Annotated in this window: 21 protein-coding genes; 11 read left to right on the top strand and 10 right to left on the bottom strand. The window is 58.3% G+C overall.

Translation table 11 applies throughout. From position 1 onward, the window contains the following. Window positions 1-3: 3 nt before the first annotated feature. The 6 genes from RSSM_RS07085 to RSSM_RS07060 are packed head-to-tail and all read right to left on the bottom strand — an operon-like array spanning window position 4 to window position 6,378. The gene (locus RSSM_RS07085) at window positions 4-1,470 is read right to left on the bottom strand and encodes a hypothetical protein (RefSeq protein ID WP_052336005.1); all 1,467 of its coding nucleotides are present in this window, start codon (window positions 1,468-1,470) and stop codon (window positions 4-6) included. Then, window positions 1,391-2,326, bottom strand: a complete 936-nt coding sequence (locus RSSM_RS32345; protein WP_008676027.1) for a VWA domain-containing protein — start codon at window positions 2,324-2,326, stop codon at window positions 1,391-1,393. Before RSSM_RS32345 ends, RSSM_RS07085 begins: the two co-directional genes overlap by 80 nt. Continuing rightward, entirely contained in the window at window positions 2,323-3,408 is a 1,086-nt protein-coding gene (locus RSSM_RS07080) for a vWA domain-containing protein (protein WP_008676025.1), read from the bottom strand. Before RSSM_RS07080 ends, RSSM_RS32345 begins: the two co-directional genes overlap by 4 nt. After that, window positions 3,405-4,457, bottom strand: a complete 1,053-nt coding sequence (locus RSSM_RS31530) for a DUF4381 domain-containing protein (protein WP_008676023.1) — start codon at window positions 4,455-4,457, stop codon at window positions 3,405-3,407. The genes RSSM_RS07080 and RSSM_RS31530 overlap by 4 nt, the downstream gene beginning before the upstream one ends. Further along, window positions 4,454-5,374, bottom strand: a complete 921-nt coding sequence (locus RSSM_RS07065; protein ID WP_008676022.1) for a DUF58 domain-containing protein — start codon at window positions 5,372-5,374, stop codon at window positions 4,454-4,456. Before RSSM_RS07065 ends, RSSM_RS31530 begins: the two co-directional genes overlap by 4 nt. Beyond that, window positions 5,371-6,378 carry an AAA family ATPase gene (locus RSSM_RS07060; protein ID WP_044301547.1) on the bottom strand — a complete coding sequence of 336 codons (1,008 nt, stop codon included), beginning with the start codon at window positions 6,376-6,378 and terminating at the stop codon, window positions 5,371-5,373. The genes RSSM_RS07065 and RSSM_RS07060 overlap by 4 nt, the downstream gene beginning before the upstream one ends. Window positions 6,379-6,562: 184 nt before the next feature. On the opposite strand from RSSM_RS07060, the gene RSSM_RS07055 reads away from it, so the two are divergent. Both RSSM_RS07055 and RSSM_RS07050 read left to right on the top strand, forming a co-directional pair. Next, complete coding sequence (locus RSSM_RS07055) at window positions 6,563-7,171, top strand: peptidylprolyl isomerase (protein WP_008676017.1); 609 nt, start codon at window positions 6,563-6,565, stop codon at window positions 7,169-7,171. A 93-nt stretch (window positions 7,172-7,264) separates the two neighbouring features. Continuing rightward, complete coding sequence (locus RSSM_RS07050) at window positions 7,265-7,741, top strand: hypothetical protein (protein ID WP_008676014.1); 477 nt, start codon at window positions 7,265-7,267, stop codon at window positions 7,739-7,741. Window positions 7,742-8,079: 338 nt separating this feature from the next. Here RSSM_RS07050 and thrS read toward each other — a convergent pair whose 3' ends face one another. After that, on the bottom strand, window positions 8,080-10,287 hold the full coding sequence (gene thrS, locus RSSM_RS07040) for a threonine--tRNA ligase (RefSeq protein WP_008676010.1): 2,208 nt from the start codon (window positions 10,285-10,287) through the stop codon (window positions 8,080-8,082). A gap of 326 nt (window positions 10,288-10,613) precedes the next feature. Here thrS and RSSM_RS07035 point away from each other — a divergent pair, with 326 nt between their 5' ends. Then, window positions 10,614-12,107 (top strand): EF-hand domain-containing protein, encoded by a 1,494-nt coding sequence (locus RSSM_RS07035; RefSeq protein WP_044301559.1) that lies wholly within the window; start codon window positions 10,614-10,616, stop codon window positions 12,105-12,107. A 120-nt stretch (window positions 12,108-12,227) separates the two neighbouring features. On the opposite strand, the gene RSSM_RS07030 is transcribed toward RSSM_RS07035, so the two are convergent. After that, window positions 12,228-12,890, bottom strand: coding sequence for a PilZ domain-containing protein (locus tag RSSM_RS07030; RefSeq protein ID WP_008676001.1), 663 nt, complete (start codon window positions 12,888-12,890; stop codon window positions 12,228-12,230). Window positions 12,891-13,133: 243 nt separating this feature from the next. Here RSSM_RS07030 and RSSM_RS07025 point away from each other — a divergent pair, with 243 nt between their 5' ends. From RSSM_RS07025 to trpA, 3 genes are all read left to right on the top strand, one after another. After that, the gene (locus RSSM_RS07025; protein WP_236620999.1) at window positions 13,134-15,299 is read left to right on the top strand and encodes a hypothetical protein; all 2,166 of its coding nucleotides are present in this window, start codon (window positions 13,134-13,136) and stop codon (window positions 15,297-15,299) included. A gap of 25 nt (window positions 15,300-15,324) precedes the next feature. Then, entirely contained in the window at window positions 15,325-16,608 is a 1,284-nt protein-coding gene (locus RSSM_RS07020; RefSeq protein ID WP_008675998.1) for a polysaccharide biosynthesis/export family protein, read from the top strand. A gap of 203 nt (window positions 16,609-16,811) precedes the next feature. Then, window positions 16,812-17,663 carry a tryptophan synthase subunit alpha gene (gene trpA / locus RSSM_RS07015; protein WP_008675996.1) on the top strand — a complete coding sequence of 284 codons (852 nt, stop codon included), beginning with the start codon at window positions 16,812-16,814 and terminating at the stop codon, window positions 17,661-17,663. 476 nt (window positions 17,664-18,139) lie between these two features. Here trpA and RSSM_RS07010 read toward each other — a convergent pair whose 3' ends face one another. Both RSSM_RS07010 and RSSM_RS07005 read right to left on the bottom strand, forming a co-directional pair. Then, on the bottom strand, window positions 18,140-19,000 hold the full coding sequence (locus RSSM_RS07010; protein ID WP_236620998.1) for a peptidase C39: 861 nt from the start codon (window positions 18,998-19,000) through the stop codon (window positions 18,140-18,142). Window positions 19,001-19,208: 208 nt separating this feature from the next. Beyond that, window positions 19,209-20,699, bottom strand: coding sequence for a S26 family signal peptidase (locus RSSM_RS07005; RefSeq protein ID WP_044301543.1), 1,491 nt, complete (start codon window positions 20,697-20,699; stop codon window positions 19,209-19,211). Between the two features lie 196 nt (window positions 20,700-20,895). On the opposite strand from RSSM_RS07005, the gene RSSM_RS07000 reads away from it, so the two are divergent. From RSSM_RS07000 to RSSM_RS06980, 5 genes are all read left to right on the top strand, one after another. Continuing rightward, window positions 20,896-21,318 (top strand): ATP-binding protein, encoded by a 423-nt coding sequence (locus tag RSSM_RS07000; RefSeq protein ID WP_008675988.1) that lies wholly within the window; start codon window positions 20,896-20,898, stop codon window positions 21,316-21,318. A 1-nt stretch (window position 21,319) separates the two neighbouring features. Beyond that, window positions 21,320-21,862, top strand: a complete 543-nt coding sequence (locus RSSM_RS06995) for a flagellar basal body rod protein FlgB (protein ID WP_008675986.1) — start codon at window positions 21,320-21,322, stop codon at window positions 21,860-21,862. A 2-nt stretch (window positions 21,863-21,864) separates the two neighbouring features. Further along, window positions 21,865-22,284, top strand: a complete 420-nt coding sequence (flgC, locus tag RSSM_RS06990) for a flagellar basal body rod protein FlgC (protein WP_008675983.1) — start codon at window positions 21,865-21,867, stop codon at window positions 22,282-22,284. A 4-nt stretch (window positions 22,285-22,288) separates the two neighbouring features. Continuing rightward, entirely contained in the window at window positions 22,289-22,687 is a 399-nt protein-coding gene (gene fliE / locus RSSM_RS06985) for a flagellar hook-basal body complex protein FliE (RefSeq protein ID WP_008675982.1), read from the top strand. Between the two features lie 191 nt (window positions 22,688-22,878). Then, the gene (locus tag RSSM_RS06980) at window positions 22,879-24,513 is read left to right on the top strand and encodes a flagellar M-ring protein FliF C-terminal domain-containing protein (protein WP_008675980.1); all 1,635 of its coding nucleotides are present in this window, start codon (window positions 22,879-22,881) and stop codon (window positions 24,511-24,513) included. Window positions 24,514-24,516 lie beyond the last annotated feature (3 nt).

Genomic DNA, 24,516 nt, shown 5'->3' with positions numbered 1-24,516 from the left:
GGTCTACCAATCTTTCTCGACCGGAATCTGCCGTTGTTGTTGCAACTGCTGCAACCGGAATCGGCGGATCAGATCGCGGTCACGAATCGCCTGCAGCATCTTCATCGCTTCTTCGGCGGTCATCGGCCGATCATCCGGTTTGCCCTCACCGGCGTGCAGCGAGTTCGCCCCGGGCGCCTGCGATGACTCGTCTTGGTTATCGCTCGACAGACTTCCGCTGACGTCCTGCGTAGTTGTCTCCTGCTCCGCTTCTCCCTGTTCATCGGGCTCCGCCGGATCGCTTTGTTCTTCTGGATCTCCCGTGTCGCCGCTCATTTGCTGGTTGGAGTCTTGTTCGTTTGACGGCGGTGTGGAAGCCTGAGAATCCGACGGGGAGTTCGCATCGTTCTGCTCGTCACTCTCGTTAGGTTGCTGTTGCGAGCCATCTTCAGACGGTTGATCACCTTCGCTGTTTTGTGACTCCTGTCCCTTTTCCGAATTCGAATCCTCGCTTTGTTCGTCCGATGTGTCCTGCTGCTCTGAGTTGTTAGAATCAGGGTTGTCTGAATCTGGGTTCTCCGAATCAGAGTTCGATTGTTCGGGCTGCTGTTGCCCGGAGTTATCTTGGTTCGAACTCTGCTGCTGAGAATCCTCATCGCCGGCATCCTGCTCTTGCGAGTCGGACGATTCCTGCGATTCGGATTGCTCTGAATTCTCTTGCTGGCCTGACTTCTCCTGCTGCTGTTGTTCCGATTCCTGGATCACCGCGAGCAGTTGAACCGACTTCTCTAGGTTGGCACGCGCGTCCTCCCAGTCTGGCCTCAGTCGCAGAGCAGACCTCAACGCGCCGATACCTTGTTGCAAGATCTGCTTCGCCTGCTCGGTCGCGGAAACCGAATTCACATCGTTTGCATCGGCGGTGTCGTTCGGATGACTCGCATCTTGCGTCGGCGGTACTTGGCTCGTTGCCAGGGTTTCGATTGCCGCGGCATAACACGACGTTCCAAGGTTGTAGCGTGCCGATGCGGCGACCTCATCCGATCCCGCCCCGACCGCCTGAGCGAACGCATCCACTGCCGCGGAGAACTCACCTTCGCGATACAACTCGACACCTCGGTTGTATACGCTCGTTGGTTCGAGTGTTGATTCGGTTGGATCGGTCTCGAGATCGGCTCTCGGCTCGATCGTTTGTGCGGGCGCGGGTGTCGCGGTCAGGCAGAACACGAGCAACATGCCGGCCACCGACGCGGATCGACCGATCCCGCGTGGCGAACGACGGGCAAAGAGTCTTACGACATAGTCGATCAACAACAGAACGAATGCCGGCAAAGCGAACCATTGGAATCGAGCGGCATAGGTATCCACCTTCGCGGTTTCAAACTCGGTGGCCTGCATCCCAGCGATGTATCGATCATAGATCGTCGCCATGTCGACTTGCTTGGTGCCCGCCGGGATGTAGACACCGTCGGTTTCGGTAGCGATTTGTCGCAAGGTCGCGCCATTCATTTTTGACCAAACCGGTTCGCCTTGATACTTGATGTATCGCCCTCGTCTCGTGCCTTGGTCGTTCGCGGTCAACGTCTGGAATCCGTGATCCGGCATCCATGTCACCGAGCCCCACGGTGAAGATTCGGATTTTCTCATCGTCGTGCAATCGTTTCGCCATTTTGACCGGTTCACTTTCCTGGTCTTCGCCATCAGTCAACACAACGATGACGCGGTGGGAATTGGTCTTACTCAGAAACGCTCGCCCTCCGGACTCGATCGCATCGCCAAGGCGTGAACCGCCACGACGAACCGAGTTGGGGCTGACGTCTTCGAGTTGTCGGCTGAAGTCTTCATAGTGATTGGTCAGCGGAATCACTTGTCGTGTCTCGCCGGCAAAGACGACCAACCCGACGCGGTCTCCCGCCATCCGTTCGACCATATCTCGGATCATTTGCTTGGCCCGTTCGAGTCGATTGGGCCTCGCGTCTTCGGCCAACATGCTGCGTGACACGTCGAGCAAAAACAACACCTCGATTCCTTTCTGTGGAACCTCCTGCTCAGTCTTCCCCCACCGGATGTCCATCATCGATAACGCGAGCAATCCCAATGCCATCGACAAAACCGCCGCAGACACGACGCCACCAACGACTCGATGTCGGGCGAAAAACGATGACGAATCGAAGAAGTCAGCGAGTCGATCTTCGGTCGCGAATCGACGCTGCGCCCGCCGCCGGATCAACACAACGATCAAACACATCACACCAGATATCGCCGCGGCCACAATCCACCACGCCGCAACCGGGTTCCCCACCAATCCGTCGTCCGGCAACCACGCCGCCCACCACAAATCGCGATTCATGTTAACTCCCTCAGCCAAAACGTTTGCAACGCGATGCGGATGAGCAACAGCACCATCACAATTGACAACAGCGGCGGAACAGTCGCCCACCGGGTCGGATAGTCTTCCACGGCGAGTTCTCGATACTCGACAAATTGTTTCGATTCGACTTTTGTCTTCTCGAGTTCATCGATTTCGCGGTAGATCGATTCGAGCGAGTCGGTATCGGTCGCGCGAAAATATCGTCCGCCGGTCTTTTCCGCGATTTGCGTGAGGGTGTCCTCGTCGATATTCACTTCCATCGCCCGCAATACTTCGCGACCAGAAAAAGGGTCACGAACCGGAAAAGGAGCCTGCCCCTTGGTCCCGACGCCGATCGTGTAAACCTTGATCCCGAGCGTTTCGGCGAGCTCCGCCGCTTGCAGCGGTTCGAGTGCCCCCGCGTTGCTCTCACCGTCGGTCAGCAGAATGATAATCTTGCTCTTGATCTTGCTATCCTGACGCGCGTCGAGTGCATTGAGTTTCTCCGTCGCCAACGCGATCGCGTCCCCGATCGCAGTACCGTCTTCGTTTCGTTGGTCGACGATCTGAGTTTGGTTGAGTGTCCCTACCAAAAAACCATGATCGAGCGTCGGCGGAGTGATCGCGTCGGCGTAACCGGCGAAGGTTGCTAGACCTACGAGGTCATTGAACCGCCCTTCGAGTTCATCACCACCGAGTACAAACTTCGCGACGACGTTTTTGATTGCCCGCAAACGATCAACTCGTTCACCATCGATTCGAAAATCCATCGCCTGCATGCTACCGCTACGGTCGACGACCAATTCGATCGCGATACCTTCGCTGCTGGAGACGGTCCGCTGGCGACCGTCGCGTGGACGTGCCAGGGCGACAATCAAAACCGACAACGCGATCAGCAGCAGGACATCCGGCAACCAAATCAATCGCTGACGCAGCGTCCGGGGTAGCTGAAACGCGGCATCGAGATTGCTAAACGGCACTGAAGCCTGATCGCGATTCGAGAAGAACCGCCGCCACGCCAGAAACGGAATGATCAACAACAGCAACAGATAAGCGGGCGAGTGAAAAAGAGACAACATCATGCAGCCTCCTTCGACGCGGTTACATTTTCGGCGGGCAGGGACTGAAGCGTCTTGGCATCATCGATTGCGGTTTCGAGAGTGTTGATTTCCTCACGACTGACGTTTTGTTCGGCTCGCGAGTCAAACTTAATCCGATCGGCGACGGACAACACGCGTCGCAGTGTTTGCAGTTGTTTTCCCGTATATCCGCGAGTTTCGAGGCGTTCTAACAATCGAGGCGTAGGAACGACCGTTGTTGTTATCCCGGACCGTCCCATCAAATTGACGTGAAGCACGCGTTTCAACAGTTCAGATGCCTCGACGTAGGCGGCGGCGTTTTCGATACGTTGCCTCTGAAGTTCACCGAGACGATCGCGACACCATCGCTGCGACGAATCATGCCGACGATACCATGCCCACAACACTGCCGCCGCAACAACACAAGCGAGCCCGATCAGCCAAGAGACCCAACCGAGTTCCGATTCCTGATCCTGATTCGAAGGCGTCTCGATTTCACCCACGATGTCTCGATAGGTTTCCAGTGTCGATTGCTCGTCTGGCTGCAGAATACTGCGTACCTCGATCTCGACAGGCTGAGTCCGAATCACACGAACGTCCGCCTCCGAATCATCGTCGTCAGATACATCCAGACCGACCGGCACCAAGCGGACCGAGATCGGAGGAACCGTTTGCAATCCGACCTGCAACGTTTCCAGCCGCATGGTACGCACCCACAAACGATCGCCTGAATCGGCAACCGGCATGTCACCGAGGTCGTTCACATCGAGGATATCAAACGACCCGATCGTTTCCCCCACGTCTTCGAAGACGACTCGGGTACCCACCGGAGCCGCTACTTCGATTCGAATGGTAAAAGGGTCCGCAATCGCGATTGACTGTCGCGACAAATGCACGACCGGCCTCGGCCCGTCCGCCTCGGTATTCTTCGGAACAACGATTCCTTCCTCGAACGTGTCCCCGGACGAGGGCGGTTGGGCACACGCCCAAACCCCGAAGGGCATCAGCCAAATCGCGACGCACAGCCAAATGGAAATGGATGGATGCCTCATCTACCCTGCCGTTCACGTCGATGGAAATAACGTTGCAGCGGTTCCACGATGTCTTGGCCGGTTTGCAGATGCAGCGGCATCCATTTCAGCCGAGCAAACATCGCGTCCCGAGCGGCCATTCGCCGGGTCGTCAATTCTTGGTACTGACGTCTCACCCGCCGACTGCTGGTATCGACCAAATGCACGCGTCCCGTTTCGTTGTCCCGTAGGCGGATCAAACCGACGCGCGGCAGTTGCATCTCTCGTTCGTCATTGACGATGATCGGGATCACGTCATGCCGACGACTGAGCACCCGCATGGAACGTTCGAGTGAAATTTCCGCCGCCGTTCGTTGTGCGTCTGAATCGAACACGTTGCTCGTCAAAAAATCGCTGATCCAAAAAACAACACTGCGGCGATGAGTCGTGCGGTTGAAATGATCAATCGCGGCCACCAAATCAGTTCGGCCACCGATCGGTTCACAGTACAGCATTTCCCGGATCAGCCGTAAAACATGCCGTGCCCCTTTTCGCGGAGGTATGTGTTTTTCAATCTGATCGGTAAACAGCGTCAAACCGACTTTGTCATTGTTCTTGATTGCCGACATCGCCAACGTCGCGCCGAGTTCGGTAACTAGTTCCCGTTTGGTTTGGTGCTGGGTCCCGAATCCGATCGACGGGCTGAGGTCGACCAACAACATCACCGCGAGTTCACGTTCTTCGCGAAACAACTTCACGAACGGCATGTCACTCCGCGCCGTCACGTTCCAATCGATCGTGCGGACATCGTCACCGACCTGGTAGGGCCGGACTTCTTCGAACTCGATGCCTCGACCTTTGAACGCCGAATGCCAACTGCCGGTGAGCAATTCGTCGACGCGGTGAGAGGTTCGCAGTTGAATGCGTTTGATCTTCTTCAGAACCTCGCTTGGAATCATGGCACCGCCACGTGATCCAAGATCTCGCGAATAATCGATTCGCTGGTACGCTCCTCCGCTTCGGCTTCGTACGTGATCATCACGCGGTGACGCAGCACATCGAGAGCGAGGTTTTGGACATCTTCGGGCAACACGTAACCGCGACCATCGAGAAACGCGTTCGCTCGCGCGGCCAACGCCAAATTGATCGTCGCTCGCGGCGAACCGCCGAACTGAATCAGTCCGTCGAGGTTCAGCCCGTAGGCGGCCGGTCGCCGCGTCGCCATGACCAAATCGACGATGTATCCCTCAATCTTCGGATCGATCACGACATCGTCGACGTTCCCGCGAGCGGCCATGATTTCTTCCGGTGAGGTGACCGCGGCGACGTCGAACTTCGGCGCCGTTTTGCTCATCCGTCTGAGAATCGTGAGTTCTTCGTCGCGCTGCGGGTAGTCCACGATCACCTTCAATAGGAACCGGTCCATCTGTGCCTCAGGCAGCGGATAGGTCCCCTCCTGCTCCACCGGGTTTTGCGTGGCCATCACCAAGAACGGTTCTTCGAGCATGAACGTTTCGCCGCCGATCGTCACCTGACGTTCTTGCATCGCCTCGAGCAATGCACTCTGCACCTTTGCCGGTGCCCGGTTGATCTCGTCAGCGAGGATCAGATTGGAAAAGATCGGCCCTTTTTGAACAACAAAGCTCTGATCCTGGGGACGGTAGACCTGCGTCCCGATCAAATCGGCAGGCAGGAGGTCGGGGGTGAACTGCAACCGTTGGAACTCGGTGCGGATCGATTTCGCGAGACTCGACACCGCCGTCGTCTTAGCCAATCCCGGAACACCCTCAATCAGCAAGTGTCCACCGGTCAGCAAACCAATCAGCATTCGGTGAACGAGATCTTCCTGGCCCACGAGTACATGACCGATCTCCACAGCGATCTTGCGGAACGGCTCGCTCGCTTGGGGAAAATCGCCGCCTGTAGGAGCCCCTTGCGGCGAAGCGAATTCAGATAAAGACATTTCGTGACGTTCGATTGAAATGAGACGGATGGGTGACGGGAATAATGTATTCGACCTCAAACCCGGTTCGGTTCGTAGGTTGGGTTGGAACCCGATCGACTGATTTGGTTAAATACAGCAATCTCACCGAGCAGGCCAGGACGATCGGCCGCTCTTCCCACCCCCACTGGAGTCCTCCCCAACGATGGTTCAACGCACTTTCACGTTCATGCTCGTCACTTTGTTCGCCGCAATTTGCTCTTCCACCGTTTCGGCTGCCGACCCGATGGAAGCCGAAGTTACCAACAAGGTTTATTTCGATGTCACCATCGGCGGAGAACCGGCAGGACGCATCGTGATGGGTCTGTTTGGCAAAGACGTTCCCAAAACCGTTGAAAACTTCCGAGCCCTTTGCACAGGTGAAAAAGGCGAAGGAAAATCAGGCGTGCCACTCGATTACGAAGGCAGTGCCTTTCACCGTGTTATTCCTGGGTTTATGTTGCAAGGCGGTGACTTCACTCGTGGAAACGGCACCGGTGGCGAGAGCATCTACGGATCCGATTTCGACGACGAAAACTTTAAGTTCCGTCACTCCCAACCGGGCATCCTCAGCATGGCCAACGCCGGCAAGAACACGAACGGTTCGCAGTTCTTCATCACGACGGTTCCTACCCCGCACCTCGATGGTCGCCACGTCGTCTTTGGACGCGTCCTCGAAGGCATGGATGTTGTGAAGAAGGTCGAGTCGGTCGGATCGAGCAGCGGACGGACGCAAACGCTGATCAAGATCAAAGAAGCCGGCGAATTGAAGTAAGCGTTCTGATCTCGAGGCATTTCGGTCGCTGGCAACAGGCAGGCGACAACAATCAATCACTCGGACGCCAGCCCTCAAAGGCTGGCGTTTTTTATGATGAAACCGGCGACCATCAGCGAACTGAAAAAAGCCCTCGCGCCGTTGCCGCGTGAAGACCTGCTCGACGCATGCGTCAGGCTGGCACGGTTCAAAGTCGACAACAAAGAACTGTTGACGTACCTGCTGCTCAAGTCCGATGACGAAGACGGCTACATCGACGATGTGTGTGCGGAGATCAGCGAGCAATTACCCTCGACCCGCACGGTCCACAAAAAGACACTGCGGAAGATCATCCGCACCATGGACAAGTGCATCCGGTACTCGGGCGACAAAGAAACGGAACTGCAAATTCGCATCCATTTCTGCCGACAAATTGTCGAACGCAAAATCTATTTCGGCCGTTGCCGAGTGAGCGCCAACATGTATTTGGCGCAAATCAAGAAGATCGAAAAAGCACTCGAGAAAGTGCATCCCGATTTACAGTTCGACTTTCGCGAGCAGATGATCGGGCTCGACGAATACGTTCGTTAGCGCAACGGTTCTCGAGCTCTCGATGCGAGTCTCGCGGGACGTCGATTTTGTTGCTGAAGTTTTTGCGTGAGGCGGTGTCGGGAGTTTTTTATCAATCGCGAAGTGACAACGGGCAAAAGTTCCCGTGAGCCGAAGTGCGTGAGCACTCGGGTGTTGGGCGGGTTCGGTCTCAACATCGCTCGACCGTTCCCACCCGAGGCCTTACGGCCATTCGGCTCACTTCCGTCGCTCGGGATTTCCAAGACCGAGAGTTTCTCCCGTCGCTTCGCGAGTGGGGAAATGGTCAATAACTAAATCGACATTACGAGACACTCGCCAACGTGTTTCGCTCGGGACGCTCAATACTCGTGCGAGGTTTCGCTCGATTCGGCGATCGACACCGCGGACGACTTGACCGCTTGGCGAACGGTTCGGTTCTTCACTTCGTCGGTCAAACGTGCGATCGCTTCGGCAACGGGCATCGCGCCGAGGTCGCCATCGATACGGTCTCGCAGTGCGAGGTGGCCCATCTCGGCTTCCTTCGGTCCGACAACTGCCATGTAATTGACGAGATCCAACTGAGCGTTGCGGATCTTCGCCTGCACCTTGCCGTCGGAAGAATCCACCGTCACTTTCAAACCGGCCTCATCGAGTTGTTTGGCAACCGCGACGGCGTAGTCGAGCGATTTGTCACTGAGCGGCAGAACGCGAATTTGTTCCGGCGCCAGCCACATCGGAAACGCACCGGCAAAGTGCTCGATCAACATCCCCGTGAACCGTTCGAGCGATCCGAACGGTGCGCGGTGAATCATGACCGGTTGATGGGTCGAATTGTCGTTGCCTTTGTATTGCAGTTTGAAACGTTGCGGCAGGTTGTAGTCCAATTGCACCGTTCCGAGTTGCCACGATCGTCCGATGCAGTCACGAACCATGAAGTCCGCCTTGGGACCGTAGAACGCGGCTTCACCGGGCTCCTCGTTGAATTCCATTCCGGAATGCTGCAACACACCGCGGAGGGCCCCCTCGGCATGGTCCCAATTCTCTTCGCTGCCGACGTACTTGCTGCTGTCAGGATCGCGCAACGACAACTGCACCCGGTAATCGTTCAACCCGACCGACTGCAGCACGAACTGAGTCAGTTCGATCGTCGCACGAAATTCTTCTTCGACTTGTTCGGGCGTGCAGAAGATGTGTGCATCGTCCTGGGTCAGACCGCGGACCCGCATCATCCCGTTCAGTTCGCCGGTTTGTTCGTGACGGTAGACGGTTCCAAACTCGAACAACCGCAGCGGCAGTTGACGATACGATCGTGGTTCGGCGGCAAAGATTTGACAGTGGTGAGGGCAGTTCATCGGTTTGAGCAGGTAACGCTCGTTGACGAGTTGCCAGTCATGCAGCGCCTTCTGTTTGGCTTCGACAGATGCGGACGGTTTGTAGTCATTCAATTTGACTCCAAACACTTCCGCAGCAGCAATCAGTTTGTCTTCGTCGTCGCTGCTCAGATTTCCTTCACCGAGTCGCGTGTTCCAGGCATCGAGCAGCCCGCCCACTTCGCTGCCGAACAACGGTGCGAATTGGCTGTCGCGGTAATACGGGAAGTGACCGCTGGTTTCATACAATTCGACACGCCCGATGTGCGGGCTGTAGACGGGATCGTACCCTCGCGAGAGCAATTCTTTGCGGAGGAAATCTTCGAGTGCGACGCGAACTCGGGCGCCTTTGGGCAGCCACAGACAGAGCCCCTGGCCGACTTCCGGATTGATCGCGAACAGCCCGTGCTGTTTGCCGAGCACGCGGTGATCGCGGCGGCGTGCTTCCTCGAGTTGTTCGAGGTACGCGGCGAGTTCTTTCTTGTCAAAGAAAGCGGTCCCGTAAACACGTTGCAATTGGCGTCCTGACGCGTCCCCTTTCCAATACGCTCCCGCGACAGACAGCAACTTGATCGCCTTGATCATGCCGGCGTGGGGAATATGCGGTCCGCGGCAGAGGTCGACGAATTCGCCTTGGCGGTAGAAGCTGACGGTGGGTTGGTCGCCGAGACCGGTATCGATGTGCTCGACCTTGAGGTCTTGGTTCAGGTCGTCGCACAGCTTTCGTGCTTCGTCGCGGTCGAGCACGAAGCGTTCAAACGGCTCTTTGGCTTTGATGATCTTTTTGATCTCGGCTTCGATCTTTGGAAAATCGTCCTCGCTGATTTTCTCGGACAGGTCGAAGTCGTAGTAGAAACCGCCCGAGGTAGTTGGACCGAACGCGAGCGACACGCCGTCGTAGACTCGCATGATCGCGCGAGCCATCACGTGAGCGGCCGAGTGACGCAGAACGTCGAGCGCCGACGCGTCACGGTTGGTCAGCAACTTCAGCGGCACCGATCCGTCCTCGTTGGCCAATTCGCCAAGCGGACGGAACGAATCGACAATTTTCCCCTCAACTTCCGCAGCCACGACCGCCCGGGCCAACCCTTCGCTGATCCCGCGTGCGACGTCCATCGGTGTAGCGTCGCCGGGATGTTTCTGTTTGGTGCCGTCGGGAAGGCAAACTTCAACGTTCTGAATCGAAGCGGTAGACATGGATGCGAGGGTCGATGGGGGTAAACGAGTGAGAGAATTCAAACGTACACCGGCGACGCTTCAGGGCCGCGATGGACGCAGAGACGGCAGGATAGCGGTTTTGACAGGGAAAGAGAAACCTCGGTTCGGTGGTAATTCCGATCGCGAGATTTTCTCGAGAAGCCGTTTTTCTCGAAGAAATCCCAAAGCGTGGATACAATAAATGCACCAATCCCCGCGAAACCCAGCCTCCCCGGCCGGGGTTTCAACGCGAACGGGCTGCGGTAACGACCGCAGCTCCGACCCGCTTTCTCAGCTCTTTTCACGCTTTTCGCCGTAAAACGAACATGTTGACGACATTTTCGAACTCACTACCACGCCTTTCCACCTGCATGATGGCCCTCTTTTTGACGGGGATGATTGCTGGCGAAGTTGCCGCCCAACGGGGAGGCCGAGACAGGGGTGGCGACCGAGGAGGAGACAGAGGTGGCGACCGGGGCGGTGATCGAGGTGGTGACCGGGGAGGAGATCGGGGAGGACGCGGCGGATTCGGAGGAGGAGGATTTGGTGGCGGACCTCCCGGCGGCGGATTTGGTGGACGCGGCGGCGGACCGGGTGGCGGAGACCGTGGCGGACGGGGTGGCGGCGATCCGAGCAGTTTCTTGACCCGGCTAGACCGCAACGGCAACGGCCAGATCGATCCTGACGAACAACAGGGTCCTGCGAGTTTCTTGATCCAACGTATGCAATCCATGGACTCGAGCATCAAACCGGGACAACCGATCTCGATCAAAAAGGTCTCCAGCGCGTTTGAAAAAATGCGAGGAGGACGTGATCGCGACGACGAGAGTCGTGGTGGCCGAGACGATCGACGCGGTTCGTCGAACGGCAACGAAGACCCGACCGAGGTCGAACCGCTCGTGCCTGGTTTTGGCGAGGAGAGTGTCTACATGCCTCTGCTCGGATTCGGACCGGCGGCCGAAATCATGGCGGTACCTCCGTCCGAAGCCGACTTGGCCGAAGCTCGCGAGATGCTGCGGCGATACGACCGCGACCGGGACGGACAACTCAGCAAGGAAGAACTCGGCCGCGGCCGTTTCTGGGGCACGCCAATGGACTTCGACCGCAACGGAAACGGAAAACTCTCCGAATCGGAACTCGCGACCCGAGAAGCCGTCGAACGCGAAAACAAAGAAAGCAACCGTGACAGCGGACGCGACGATCGACGCCAAGACGATGACGGCCGCGACCCGATCGTGGAGGATTTCGAAGGTCGACGTTCCTACCGCGTCTACCCGGCAGGCACGCCCGAAGGCATGCCACGGTTCTACACCGAACGCGACCTCAACGGTGACGGACAAGTCTCCATGAGCGAATACACCTCCGAATGGAACGATTCACTCGTCGCGGAATACTACCGGTGGGACCAAAACCAAGACGGAGTGATCACGGCATCGGAAGTGCAATCCGGCGTGAACCAAGGCTACACCGCGAGCGACACACGGCGAGGCATCGCGCCGCAATCCGACACACTCGCATCCACCGCATCCCGCTCGTCATCTGCCGACTCGTCGTCGAGCGCGTCTTCGAGCGGCGCTGCGTCAAACGCCCCACCGGCACCCAAACTGGAAATGCCGAGCGAACCGCCGAGCGACAAATTGATGGCGTACGCAAAAAGAATCGTTTCGAAGTACGACGAAAATGGCGACCTCGCCCTATCGGCGACAGAGTGGAGCAAGATGCTGATCAGTCCCGCCGCCGCGGACTTTGACGGCGACGGCCGGATCACCGTGGTGGAATACGCGGGCTACATGATGGCCAAATCCAAACGCCGAAACTGATCTCATCCGGATCGCCGTATGCCGGATTGTCGCATGAGGTTGACGCTGCGCGACATCGACCGGGTGATTTGATCCGAACCGATGCAGCATCAGCACGGAACGAACGGCGTCGATGCGATTCTACGAAGCCAATGCGTCGTTGATCGCGCGGGCCGAGTTGAGGTTCTGAAAGATGCACCCGCATTCGAATTGGTCGCCACACGGTTTGATCCATTTCACCGACACACTGCCGCTCGCTCCGGAAGAGGTCGTCAGCAGAAGTCGTTCGGCAACGTCGAGTTCTTTGTCGGCGTGAATTCGCACGCCGGTCGTTGAGAAGTCTTCGAGCGTTGCCTGACTCAGGACGGGCTTCCCGTGAGCACGTCGAACTTGGATCGGAGTTCCTAATTGAATGCGTGTCTCTTGTCGACGCGTCACCAAACCTGCCGACACCATATGGTCAATCAGGTTTGGATCCATCAACCGGCGAAACTGGAAACCGAACGTATTGCTGCCGACGGAGGTCTGTTGATTCCAACACAACCGACCGGCCACCTCGATATCGACTTCGCCTGACGTATCCTGCATTCGCAAAACCGCAACGGTGATCTCTTCGGGGCGATCGAGCGAGACTCGCACCGCGCACCCGCCGACACTGATATCGGCCATTTGGCACGGGTGCCGGATCACGTCGTCCTCGTGCAACACCAACAACTCCGCCGTCAAATTGGCGGTGTTCCTGGCATGGAAACGGTCACCGTTTCGGTTCTGAGCGGGGCCGGGCGACGGGGTTGATGCAGACATGAATGAAAAACAACGGGTGGTGAAAATCGAGATCGTTCAACTCTACAACACGAAACGCACCCCCCACGCGAAATATGCATCCGTTTACGTTGGTAATCTGTGACGGTTCTTCCGGTTGTTCGACGTGGAATGATCATTCGGCCCCACCGACCAACAGAATCATCACATCTCATCGCGGTAGCGTTCCGATGACACGAGAGAACGGATCACCGTCGATGCCTCGTGCCCCGAATGAGCCACGCAATGAATCAGTCACCGCAAACCGTTGTTGAACGCCGCCGCGTAAAAAGGCTGTTGTTGTCGGCAACCTTGATCGGTGCGTCGGGCTGCGCGTTGACACCTTCATCGGTATCGGCACAACAGACCAACCCGTTCGTGCCCCAGCACACGTACGAACAGGCGGCCTACGGCAATGCGTCTGCGCGAGACGACCGCGATCGCGGATACGCAGCCGCCCAGTCTTTTCCCGCAGGCACGACTTTCCCAACCGCCAACTCTTATCCTGCAGCCAACTTGCCAGCAACCACGCCAGTTGCCCAGGCACGTCTTCAGATGCCACAGGTTCGCGACAGCCAAACTTTGCAGGGCAATGCGAACTCGCTGGGCAATATCAATGTGTCTGCCGCTGCGAGTTTGAACACGCGAGTCGAGTCTGACGGTCCGGCCGCTTCGACGATCGGTCACGCTCGTCCCGTTCATGTCGGTCCGGACTGGAACGCCTTCACGCCTCAGTCGTTCGCCACCGATTCCGCCGGTGCGTCCCCAGCAGTGTCTCACAACACAACCGGTTCGCCGACGATGGCACCGTCTCTTTCAACGACAACGTTGCAGCCACCGAGTATCGCACAATCTCAACCTCGTGCCGCCGCGCAATCTCAACCCCGCGCCGCGCAATCTCAACCCCGCACCGCCGCACGCACGAACCTGCGTCCGTCACGACTGCCGGCGGCAGGGTCGGCGTCTTTCGATGAAAGCCTTCCCAGCACGGCGCCACCGAATCTAGCCGGAACGACGGCTTCTTTGGCGAGTGCGGCGCAGCAACGTTCTCGTTTTGTCGCGGCAACGCCACCGCCACGACCGACCGGTTCCGCGGTTTACCTCGCGTCTCAAACCGCTCAGTCGCAAATCGACGAGGCGGCAAAACTGTTCCGACAAGCGAGCTTGGAATACGACTGTGCCGCCTACGCATCGGCAGAAACGTCCGCATGGCAGGCGCTCGAAAAAGCAGCCCAGGCGATCGACCTCGCGTCGGTTTCGGCGAGCCAACGATCGGTCAACGCTGTCCGAGATAACGCAAAAAACCAACCGAGTAGCGTTGACCGATTGCAACGAGGCCGGTGCGCCATCCGAGAAGCACAAGACTTCGTCGGCCCGTTCGCTCACGGCAGCCAGCAAGCGATCGCTCGTCTAGCCCGTGCCCACCAGACGCCGGTCGTCCGGGAAACGTTGCCGCCGATGACCGCCCGTTATTCCGCCGAAGCACTCGCACGACTCGGACAATCTTCGTCGGCCTCACATCACTCGGCGGACCTGCCGACGGCGAACGAAGCCGTGGATCGCTATCTCGACTACGCACGAACCCAGTTCAGCGTGATCGCGGGGCAGAGTCTGCTCGCGGCCCAGACCATGGACCTGCTCGCCGCGATCCGTCTCGGCCGGAATGAATCGACTCAGTTGCCCGGACCGACGGCGATTTGCCTGCGTCGTGCCGCGGTGCAGGGCCAAAGCGACAACGCGGATCTCGTCGCAAAACTCGGACATCACCTGGCCGACGTGGGACTGGTCGACGAAGCCCGTTGGGCGCTCGGGCATTCCTTGACATTGCAACCCAACCCGACCAACGCAGCCCGGCTCGCGGCCTTGAACACCACATCGCGCCGCACCTCAACCCAAGGCGGCCAACCGTCATCGCAGTACGGATCGTCGATACTCGCTGCGACTCGAGCAGCGATGCCTCAATATCAACCAAAGCGTGCACCGGAGATCACAACGGTTTCACCGGAACAGTTTGCGTCGATCTCTCACAGTGTTATCCCGGGTTCCCCACGGTCACACACGGTCGCGCAGACGCCTCAACCGGCGACCTCTGCCGATCCGCCTGCGACGGAGATGAGATACCACAACGCGTCGGCAACGACATCGAGCCCCAAGGCGCCCTCAGCGAAGTCGTTCTTTCAAGCGGTCACGGCTTCCTTCCGATCGCCATCGACGCCCGAGCAGCCGGCTCAATCGCAAATCAACGCCACACCAGCTGCCTATCGAACCAACGGTTCCGGCCAGCCGCATGCGGCCGAACAAGGAATTCCCAACGGGTCGCACGACGAACGCCTGTCGGCTCCCAACGAAACCGATCAACGCGATGGCCGAATCAGTTCACGCCTATTGCCCGGCCTGAAGAAATGGTGGTAACGGCTAACGTCCCACCGCCTTTTCCATGCCCGTTCATTCTCAGCAACGTCCCGTCATGATCACCACGCATCGCTACCGACCACAACGACTGATCCTATTCGCCATGGCAGGTGTTGTTCTGCTGGCGAGCCGGGTTGCGGTCGCGCAGGTCCACCCCATGCCGGTATACCCATCGTCGCATGGTGGATCGTTCGCATACGGCTCCGCTGCGATGCCGGGAGGTTGCACGGCCTGCGGCACAGCCATGGTCGCGGGTCCCAACGGATACGGATGCCCCAAGTGCATGATGGGTGTCGACTGCGCGACCGCGTGCGGCAGCGAGGCTCGGTGGCAAGACATGCGTCCAATGCGGTTCGATGCGTACGGCCCCGGTGGCTATGCGGGACCGTCACGGATGCAGCACCTGGCGAAGTATCACATCCGGCCGGGCGATGAAATCCAAATCGTCTATCTCGTGACCCGGCGACAAGACAACGGGCAGTATCGCCTGATGCCCGGCGACGAAGTCTCCATCGAATCGATCGCCGACGAAGACCTCGACCGAGGAACGCTGCAGAACGGTTTGTTGATTCAACCCGATGGCACCATCACGGTTCGCTTGTTGGGACAAATCCAAGCCGCGGGATTGACCGTGGAAGGATTGCGGACGCTGCTCGAACGTGAATACGAAGCGTTCTATGATGATCCCGCGATCGACGTGACGCCGGTTCGGACCAACACGCTCGCCGAAGACATCCGAGCCGCGGTTGGCGGACTCGGTGGTTTCACCGCACAAGCGATCACGGTCACGGTCATGCCCGACGGCCACATCCGGTTGCCCGGCATCGGCGGCGTGAACGTTCAGGGGTTCACACTCGAACAGCTCAAACGTGAGATCAACCTTCGATACGCGGAGGTTGTTGTCGGGTTGGAGGTGGAACCGATCCTGACGCAGCAGGCGCCGCACTTTGTCTATGTGCTCGGTCAAGTCGGCCAGCCTGGGCGGCAGGAACTCACCGCACCGACCACCGTCCTGGGGGCGATCGCCGCGGCCGGCGGGCATCTTCCGGGCGGTAATCTCCGGCAAGTCGTGATCTTCCGCCGGGCCGAGGATTGGCGATTGATCTCGACGATGCTCGATCTCAACGGAGCGATTCGCGGCAAGCGTCCAACGCCTGCCGATGAAATCTGGCTTCGAGACGGCGACGTCGTCATCGTGCCCGAACGGCCGATTCAGGTGTTCAATAACTTCGTCAATCAGGTGTTCACCGAAGGCATCTACGGTATCATTCCGTTCGGCGGATTTTCGGTCTCGCGAGAAAACCTGTAGCGTTTTCTGGTCGATTTCCCAGATAGCCTGGATCCACATTAGCCTCGGTTCCACGATAGCCCGGCGCCCTGTTAGGCCCGACTCCCCGTTAGGCTCGGTTCCCGGTTAGCCCCGGTCCGTGATCGACCCGGCGTCCGAAGAAGTTTTGTATCTGCCGCCGATGATTGACACCCACGCCATTTCACCACGCCTGAGTTGACGGCATGTCGGAACTAAAAAATCTCTTCCAAACGCTCGCCAAGAACAATCGCAAAGCGTTGATGCCGTTCGTCACCGCGGGCGATCCCGACATCGCGACCACCGCTGCGGTCATCCGCGCGGCCCAGGACGCCGGCGCTGACCTTTGTGAAATTGGTGTCCCCTACAGCGACCCGATCGCCGACGGCCCCGTGATTCAGGCCTCCTATCAGCGAGCCCTCGATGCGGGATTTCGATTGAAAGAAATCTTTGAGCTAGGCGAGACTCTCTCTCAGGCGGCCCCCACCCCGGTCAGCATGCCACGCGTCACGATGGTCAGCTATTCGATCATCTATCGAACCGGAATGGCGAGGTATGTCGAACTCGCGAAAGCCGCGGGATATTGCGGGGCGATCGTTCCCGATCTGCTCGTCGAAGAAGCCGAACCGTTGAGCAAAGTTTGCCGGGAAGCGGAATTTGATTTGATTCAACTGATCACACCGACCACCACCCGCGAACGCCAACGCCGAATCGCGAAACTGACGACCGGTTTCCTGTACTACGTTTCGGTCACCGGAATCACCGGCGAACGTTCCGCCTTGCCGGCCGACATCATCGACAACGTCTCTTGGTTGAGAGAACAAACGGACCTCCCGGTCTGCATCGGGTTCGGTATCAGCAGCCCGGAAACGGCCGCCCAACTAGCTCCGATTTCCGACGGTTTGATCGTCGGATCGGCGATCGTTCGGAGGATCGCCGAAGCATCCGAGCAGGCAAAACAATCCGGTGCCGATCCGACACAGGCTGCGGCAAAGATCGTTGGTGAATTCTGCGGTGAACTGCGCCGGGCGATCGACAGTTCGCTCGTGAAATCGTAGAGCATCTTTAGAAATGACGTCGCCGATGTCGGCAGACTTCGGTGGCCTGAATCCTGGCTAATTCAGCTAGAGGGAGCGGACACGTCCGATTTCAAAATGCTCTTAAACGAGTGCCTGTCCCGTCTCAGGATAATGATTTACTAGCCCGCAGCCCAAGCAAGGGATCACAGGCGATCCACTCGCTTGCCGGGCTGTTGATTTATTCGTTTAACGGCAATACCGTTCAATTTTCGTTTAACCCGTGCCCGAAGGGTAGGTTGTGTTCCGTCAAGCGTCGCCTACGGCTACCGGTTAAACGACTCTTGATTAAATCGACAAACCGTTACGCGTCGGACGGGTACCCTATCCTTGAACCTTTGGTTTTTGACTAAGTCAACAAGCCGGTTTGTTTCGGGTAAGCCCATATCGCTCGCCGCGAATGACTGACTCGCGTGTTCCTATCTGCCGGTCGGACACGCCCCGGCCGCAGTCGCTCGCTACTGCTGTTTCTCGAGATAGATCGCTTCGCCGGTGATGCGGGTCCGCAGTTCGTCATCGGACCAAGAAACTTTGCCAACGGCCGGATCACCGATCAACCATCGACCGCCATCGGTTCGGCCGAGCACCGTGATCACATGTCCGGAGAAACGGCTACCGAGAAAACGGTTCCCCATCGGTTGACCAGGAAACGACTCGAAACTCACCAGGGCGACGTTGGGCAACTGACCTGCGTCGATCCATGTCGACGGGTCACGCGAAGCCACGCGGGCCTCGAGGCCGTGCTCATCGGCTATCGTTTTGAGGCCCCGGTACAAACCCAAGGGAGCAGTCCCCAAGGTGCTGCTCAAACACGCGTCGGCCATCGAGACCTCGCTCGCATCCACGCCGAAATGTTTCAGCAACGTGACCGCTGCCGCCGGTGCACAACTCGCACCATGAGACTGCATGCAGACACCATTTCTCCAATTCGGGACGGCGTTGAGCGTCAACGGGAACAACACCGGACGCGCGATCGGGGTCACCACATAACCGATGGCCAATCCCATCAGGCATACGGTCACCAACGGTCGCAGTGCACGCCTCATGCTCCGCGTATGCCCCACCAACCCGCTCGTGAACCCCAACGCGATCGGGGTCACGTTGGACCAGTAGAGCACCGAACTCGACGTGATCGCCTCTGCCCAGACCAATCGCCCGAAATAGCTCCACGCGAGTAAAAACGCCATCCCGACCGAAGCCGCTAAAACACCGGTCTCCGCCCACTGCGACGTCAGGGTCCATCGATGACCGAGCCGGTACGCAAGGAAAGTCAAGACCGTGATCACAATCACTGCGATAGCGAGTTCGAAATCGGTCATGGACAATCCGGTGGTCATCTGCAGCCCTTTGCTCGCTTCACATTCGCATTGGTCGCGGGAAATCGGTTAAACGGAACACTGTGAATTTCACGTTAAGAACATATTAGCAACGAGGGAAGATCAATGTAACGCTAGATCAATCGACAAAAGTGCGGCATTGTGGCCAACTTATCTGCCATAAACGCCAAAACGCGACGTTTGAGCACACTTAGCGAGCTGGCTTCACGACACCGGCAATTTCGGCCGAATGTACAGCCCCCCAATGGCGGCTATCGATCGAGAGCGGCACGTTGTCTCCGACGACGAACCATTCGTCCGCACCCAACTGCCATGTGGCATCTGCAAGCGGGAACCGGGTCGCGATAGATGGGGTGTTGCGGGGGTTTGTTGCCTCCCGATACTCCACATCGCGTTGAACTCTCAAATCACGAATTCGCAAGATCACGTGGGAGTTCTTTGGGCTCGCAGCCGTGCTCGCCGAACTCGCAGTGGATCCTGACCGCTCGAAACGCAAACGCCGCGCCAAAAAAGCGCCGATCGGCCGGGTTGCCGAAAGATGCGGCTGAAAACGACGTCGCATCGCGTCCCCGTCGGCAACACCAGCCCCGGTGGTTGTCCCGGTGACGGCTCCGTCCCATCGCCGGTGAACCTGGACTTCTTCACCCGGAATCAAACGCGTTGTTCCGTGTTGGACCTGGATACCTTCGTCCGTCCAAAACCCGGTGGATACATCCACCTCCAACGGTTCGGATTCATTCCTCGCGACGAGTTCATTGCCCCCGGAGGCCGCTACCTCCGCGGTCAGCACAAAGCTCGTCGACAACCGGCCGGCGGGAAACAATCGGCGATCAATCCCCAGGTTGCCCGGGTAATCATCGAGCACACGCACCGGCCGATCGCCCCGATAAACGTTCCGATGCTCGTATATCAGCAATCCTTCGACAGACGTCATCACCCAGGACCGATCCGCATCCCGCACGCGTGCAAGATGGTCACTGCCCCCTTTTTCAGACGCCACCGACCAACGAGTTTCCTCCCGGTGAAGATCGACGTCGACCGGTACCGTGGGCAGCGTCACGTCAGATCGCCAGCCCGCCTGAGCCCGATCGCCGTCGACGAGCAAACGCCCCGACGAGTCATAAGACACGGACTGGCCCGGTCGTGCCAACACCCGTTTGACCTGTGCCGTTGCGGGCTCCGCGTGGGGATTAATCAAAACGAGATCGCCACATTGCACTTTCTCGAGATCGACTTCCTCCACGTCGAGCGTGTCCGGCGGGATCGCCTCCTTCGCGAGCATCGTGCTCAGATATTCGACATCCCACTGCGTACCACAGTGCCAACAAACCGTCGAACTCGCCGGCAAAACGTGCTCAACCCGGCCATGCAAAGCGGCCGTCAAAATCTGACGATCGACTCGCGTCGGCAACTCACAATGAACACACACCAACTCGTCCGACTGATCCCACAACGTCGGGTTCATGGAAGGACCGCCGACACGGTATCTCTGCCCGCCTCCATTAAGCCCAACTCCATTGAGCCCACGTTCATCAACACGTTGAGGCGGAGACGGCTTCGAGGAACAACCGATCCCCGTCAGAGTTGCCATTGTTCCGGACAACGCACCGACCGCGATCGCGTTGGCCGATCGTTGCCCCCATTGTCGACGAGAACATCGTTTGGGCAATTGACTAGTCATCGGACATGCAGATTACGACGCGTTGTTTCAAAACCGGTCTTGCGGTGGCAGCGAGAAAAACGCTAACAGCCAAGATGCAACGTACGGACGCGTTGAAATGTGGGCTCATCGAGATCCGCCCAGCGGATGCTCGCAACCCGCCAGAACCTTCTTCGGCCTTTTTCGCCGGGGAACCCTGAGGAAACGGAATCCTACCATGTCACATCGTTTGATCGGCAACGAAGCCAACCATCCTTTAGCAATTGTAGTCGAATCGGTTGCTTCTCAGCTTTTGATGAAACATCCCGCTCCGATTCACCTCGAAGTCGACATCGACCTGAGCCTTCGCTTGCCGGTGGATTCGTCTTCGTTGAGCCAGTTGATCGACAGCCTCGTGCGTCAAGCGATCGGCGAAATGCACGAGGGTGGAGAACTCACCATCACTGCCTGCGAGACACCGACGGGCGTCGAGATCGAAATCGCCGACACCGGATGCGACGTCGACCAACGTGCCTGCAAACTGCCGATGATCGCCGCCGCAATGGCCGCGGAACTGACCTGGCAAAACTGCCCGCAAGGCGGATGTGCCGTCACCGCGAAGTTGCCGGTATACCATCAAGCCCAACGGCGAGCCGCCTGAGATGTTCAACCCGTTGGCTGCGACCACCATCGGCGCACTCGAACAGACGATCGCATTCACCGAACGTCGCCACGAGTTACTCGCTGGCAATATTGCCAACTTGAGCACGCCCGATTACCGCAGCCGCGACCTTGACGTTGACGAATTTCAAACAGAGTTGGCTCGTTCGATCCGAGAGCCCCATCCGGCGAACGGCGAGATCGAAAACAGCAGCCCACCGCTCACTGACTGGCCGGGCGTTCTCCCGGGCATGCTCGGGCATCCGATCCTGTCGGCCGAAGCAGCCTCGGCGTCCGGAGTCGGGTCGCAGGCCAAAGACCCACGAATCGAACACGTCGGCCCCACCGAAGCCGTGACACGAGACGACCGATGGAGCGGCCCACGTTCGGCGATGGAATCGATCGTCTACCACGACGGCAGTGACGTTTCCCTCGAAGAACAAGTCAACAAGATCTCAAAGAACAAACACCTCCATAACCTCGCCATCTCGACGATGCGAAACCAGTTCGACCTGCTCCGCGCCGCCATTACCGAAAGGGCTTAATCATGATGAGTTCCCTTGATATCAGCACCTCCGCGCTTGTCGCTCAGCGGACGCGTCTGAACACCATCTCGGGCAACATCGCCAACATCTCGTCCTTGGTCGACGAGAACGGCAACCCGAGCCCCTACAAAGCACGCCAAGTCGTCTTCCAAACCGACGAGTCGGCAGGAAGCGGCGAAGCGGCGGGCGTGAAAGTGTCGGACGTCCTCGTCGACCAATCCGAACCGCTCTATCGTTACCAACCCGAACACCCACTGGCCATCAAAGAAGGCGAGTGGGAAGGATACGTCGCCTATCCCAACATCGACCTGACCACACAGATGGTCGATGCGATGGAAACAACGCGCGCCTACGAAGCCAACATTGGTGTGATCGAAATCAGCAAAGACATGAGCCGTCAACGCCTTGCCATCTTGGCGTAACTGAATGTCCGGTCCGATACGATTACCGCCGATCGCTCCACCGCCGCTGCCGTCCTACGCGCAGCCGCAACCGGGCACGATGCCGGGATCGTATGGCGATGCGAAGTCGCCTGGGTTCTCGCTGGAACTGTCGCCAGCGAACCTTTCACCGGACGGTCATCCCACGCCGACCTCGGACACCGGCGGCGGACTAACCGGCCTGCTGGTTGATCAGGTCAAAGGCGTCAACTCGATGCAAACCGGTGCGGACGCGATGATGAACTCATTGCTGACCGGCGGCGACGTGAACGAAGCCGAAGTTTTGACGGCGGTGCAGAAAGCGGACCTGGCGTTCCGAATGCTCATGCAAATTCGCAACAAGTTGATGGACGCCTACCGCGAAGTCCAACAGATCCAAATCTAACTCGCCTACCGCGATCCCAAATGAACGACCTATCCGACAACCTCACCCATTCATAGCTCGCGACTCAATGAGCCAACAGGCGTTAGCCCCGGTTGTCCCAATCGCAACCGCAACCACAGTGCCGGCCGACGGTTGAGTCCTCGGATAAGTATCCAAGCCCCTATCGACGAAAGTCCTAACGCGAAGACCCCATGCTTCAAAACCTGATCGACCAATTTCGCAACGTCTTCCTGGCGATGCCGGTACCTTCGCGAATCATCGCGGGGTTGCTGGTTACGGTGATCGTGATCGCCTTGGGATTTTTGGTGCGAGGGTCGAGTTCGCCCAAAACGGAATACCTGCTTGGCGGCAAACTGCTCGACGAAAAAGACCTCGACGCCGCCGAACTGGCTTTCGGTGCGGCCGGTTTGACCGGATGGAGGCGCGATGGCCGTCGGATGGAAATCCCAACCGAACAGCGCAGCGACTTCCTCGCCGCTCTTGACGCGTCGGCCGCGTTGCCGATGTCGCTGCGTTCGCATATCCAAGCCGCCATCGACTCATCGACACCTTTCGAATCGAGCGAACAAAGACTCGCTCGCGTCAGCCACGCCAAAGAACGCGACCTCAGTGACTACATCGCAAAGTTCCCCGACGTCCGCACTGCGAGCGTGACGTACGACCGCGGCGAGCGCATGGGGCTGTCGCGCGGCCGAAAACAATCGGCGAGTGTCGTCGTCCAACCCGAAGGCGTCGATCCGTTGTCTCGGGCACGGATTCAAATGATCAAAGAGATGATCCGTGCATCGTTCGCAGGCATGTCAATCGACGACGTGCAGGTCACCGATACCAACGCGTCGGTCATGCCCGGCGACTCGGAGAACGATGACCCGCTGTCCAAGAAACGCCGTGAAGAGGAATCCTACTACGAACAGAAGATCCGCGCTCAACTCGCCGGATACGGTCAAATCCATGTCAAAACGTTCGCCGACATCGATCCCACGATGGGCAGCGAAAAGGCGAGCCTGAAGTTCGACGCTCAGCCGACAACGCTCTCGGAATCCCGCCGCAAATTCGAAAACGAATCCTCACGCCCGATGCCAGGCGGCGTGCCAGGAACGCAGGCCAACGCGTTGAGTAATCGCCCGATCAAGATCGAAGCGACGACGCAAACGACCAAAACCAAAGAAGACCAAACGTCGAGCAACCGGGTCGCCGGTCAAGAGTACGAGACCACACGCACCGCGGCACTGACGGTCAAACGCATTCGCGTCTCGATCGGTTTGCCGATGAGCTACTACCGCCAAGTTCACCTCCACAATTTCCTTCAAGACAACCCGGACAAATCGCCCGAAGACGTCGAGGCGTTGAGCGACGACGCGCTACAGAAACTACGCGACTCCACCAAACTCGCGATCCAATCCGCGGTCACGCCGCTGTTGCCGGAAGTCTCCGCCGGAGAAGACCGCTTCCCGCTCGTCGAAGTTTGGGACTACCCGGATCTACCCGAACGCCAAGTCGCTTCGTCAGGCACCGGCCAAGCCGCACTGACTTGGCTGGCTGATTCGTGGCAATCGATTGCCATGTTGCTGCTCGCCGCGACCGCATTGCTCGTCGCCCGCGGAGCAATGAAATCCATGGGCGGCGACACCGATCCGGCCGGGTTCTCCGAAGGCTTCGGACTCGAACTGCCCGCACCACCGGCCCCGGTCGAAGAAGAGGAAGGCAAGCATGAACAGATGGAAATCACCGGCGGCTCACTCAAGAACGAACTGGTTGATCTGGTCGAAGGCAATCCCGAGGTCGCCGCTAACGTCATCCGCAGTTGGGTAGGCGACGCCGCGTAACGC

Origin of the sequence: Aporhodopirellula sallentina SM41, from assembly GCF_000346505.1 — a bacterium.
Taxonomy (GTDB): domain Bacteria; phylum Planctomycetota; class Planctomycetia; order Pirellulales; family Pirellulaceae; genus Rhodopirellula; species Rhodopirellula sallentina.
The sequence above is the reverse complement of the archived record's forward strand: the minus strand, read 5'-3'. Positions and strand labels throughout refer to the sequence as shown.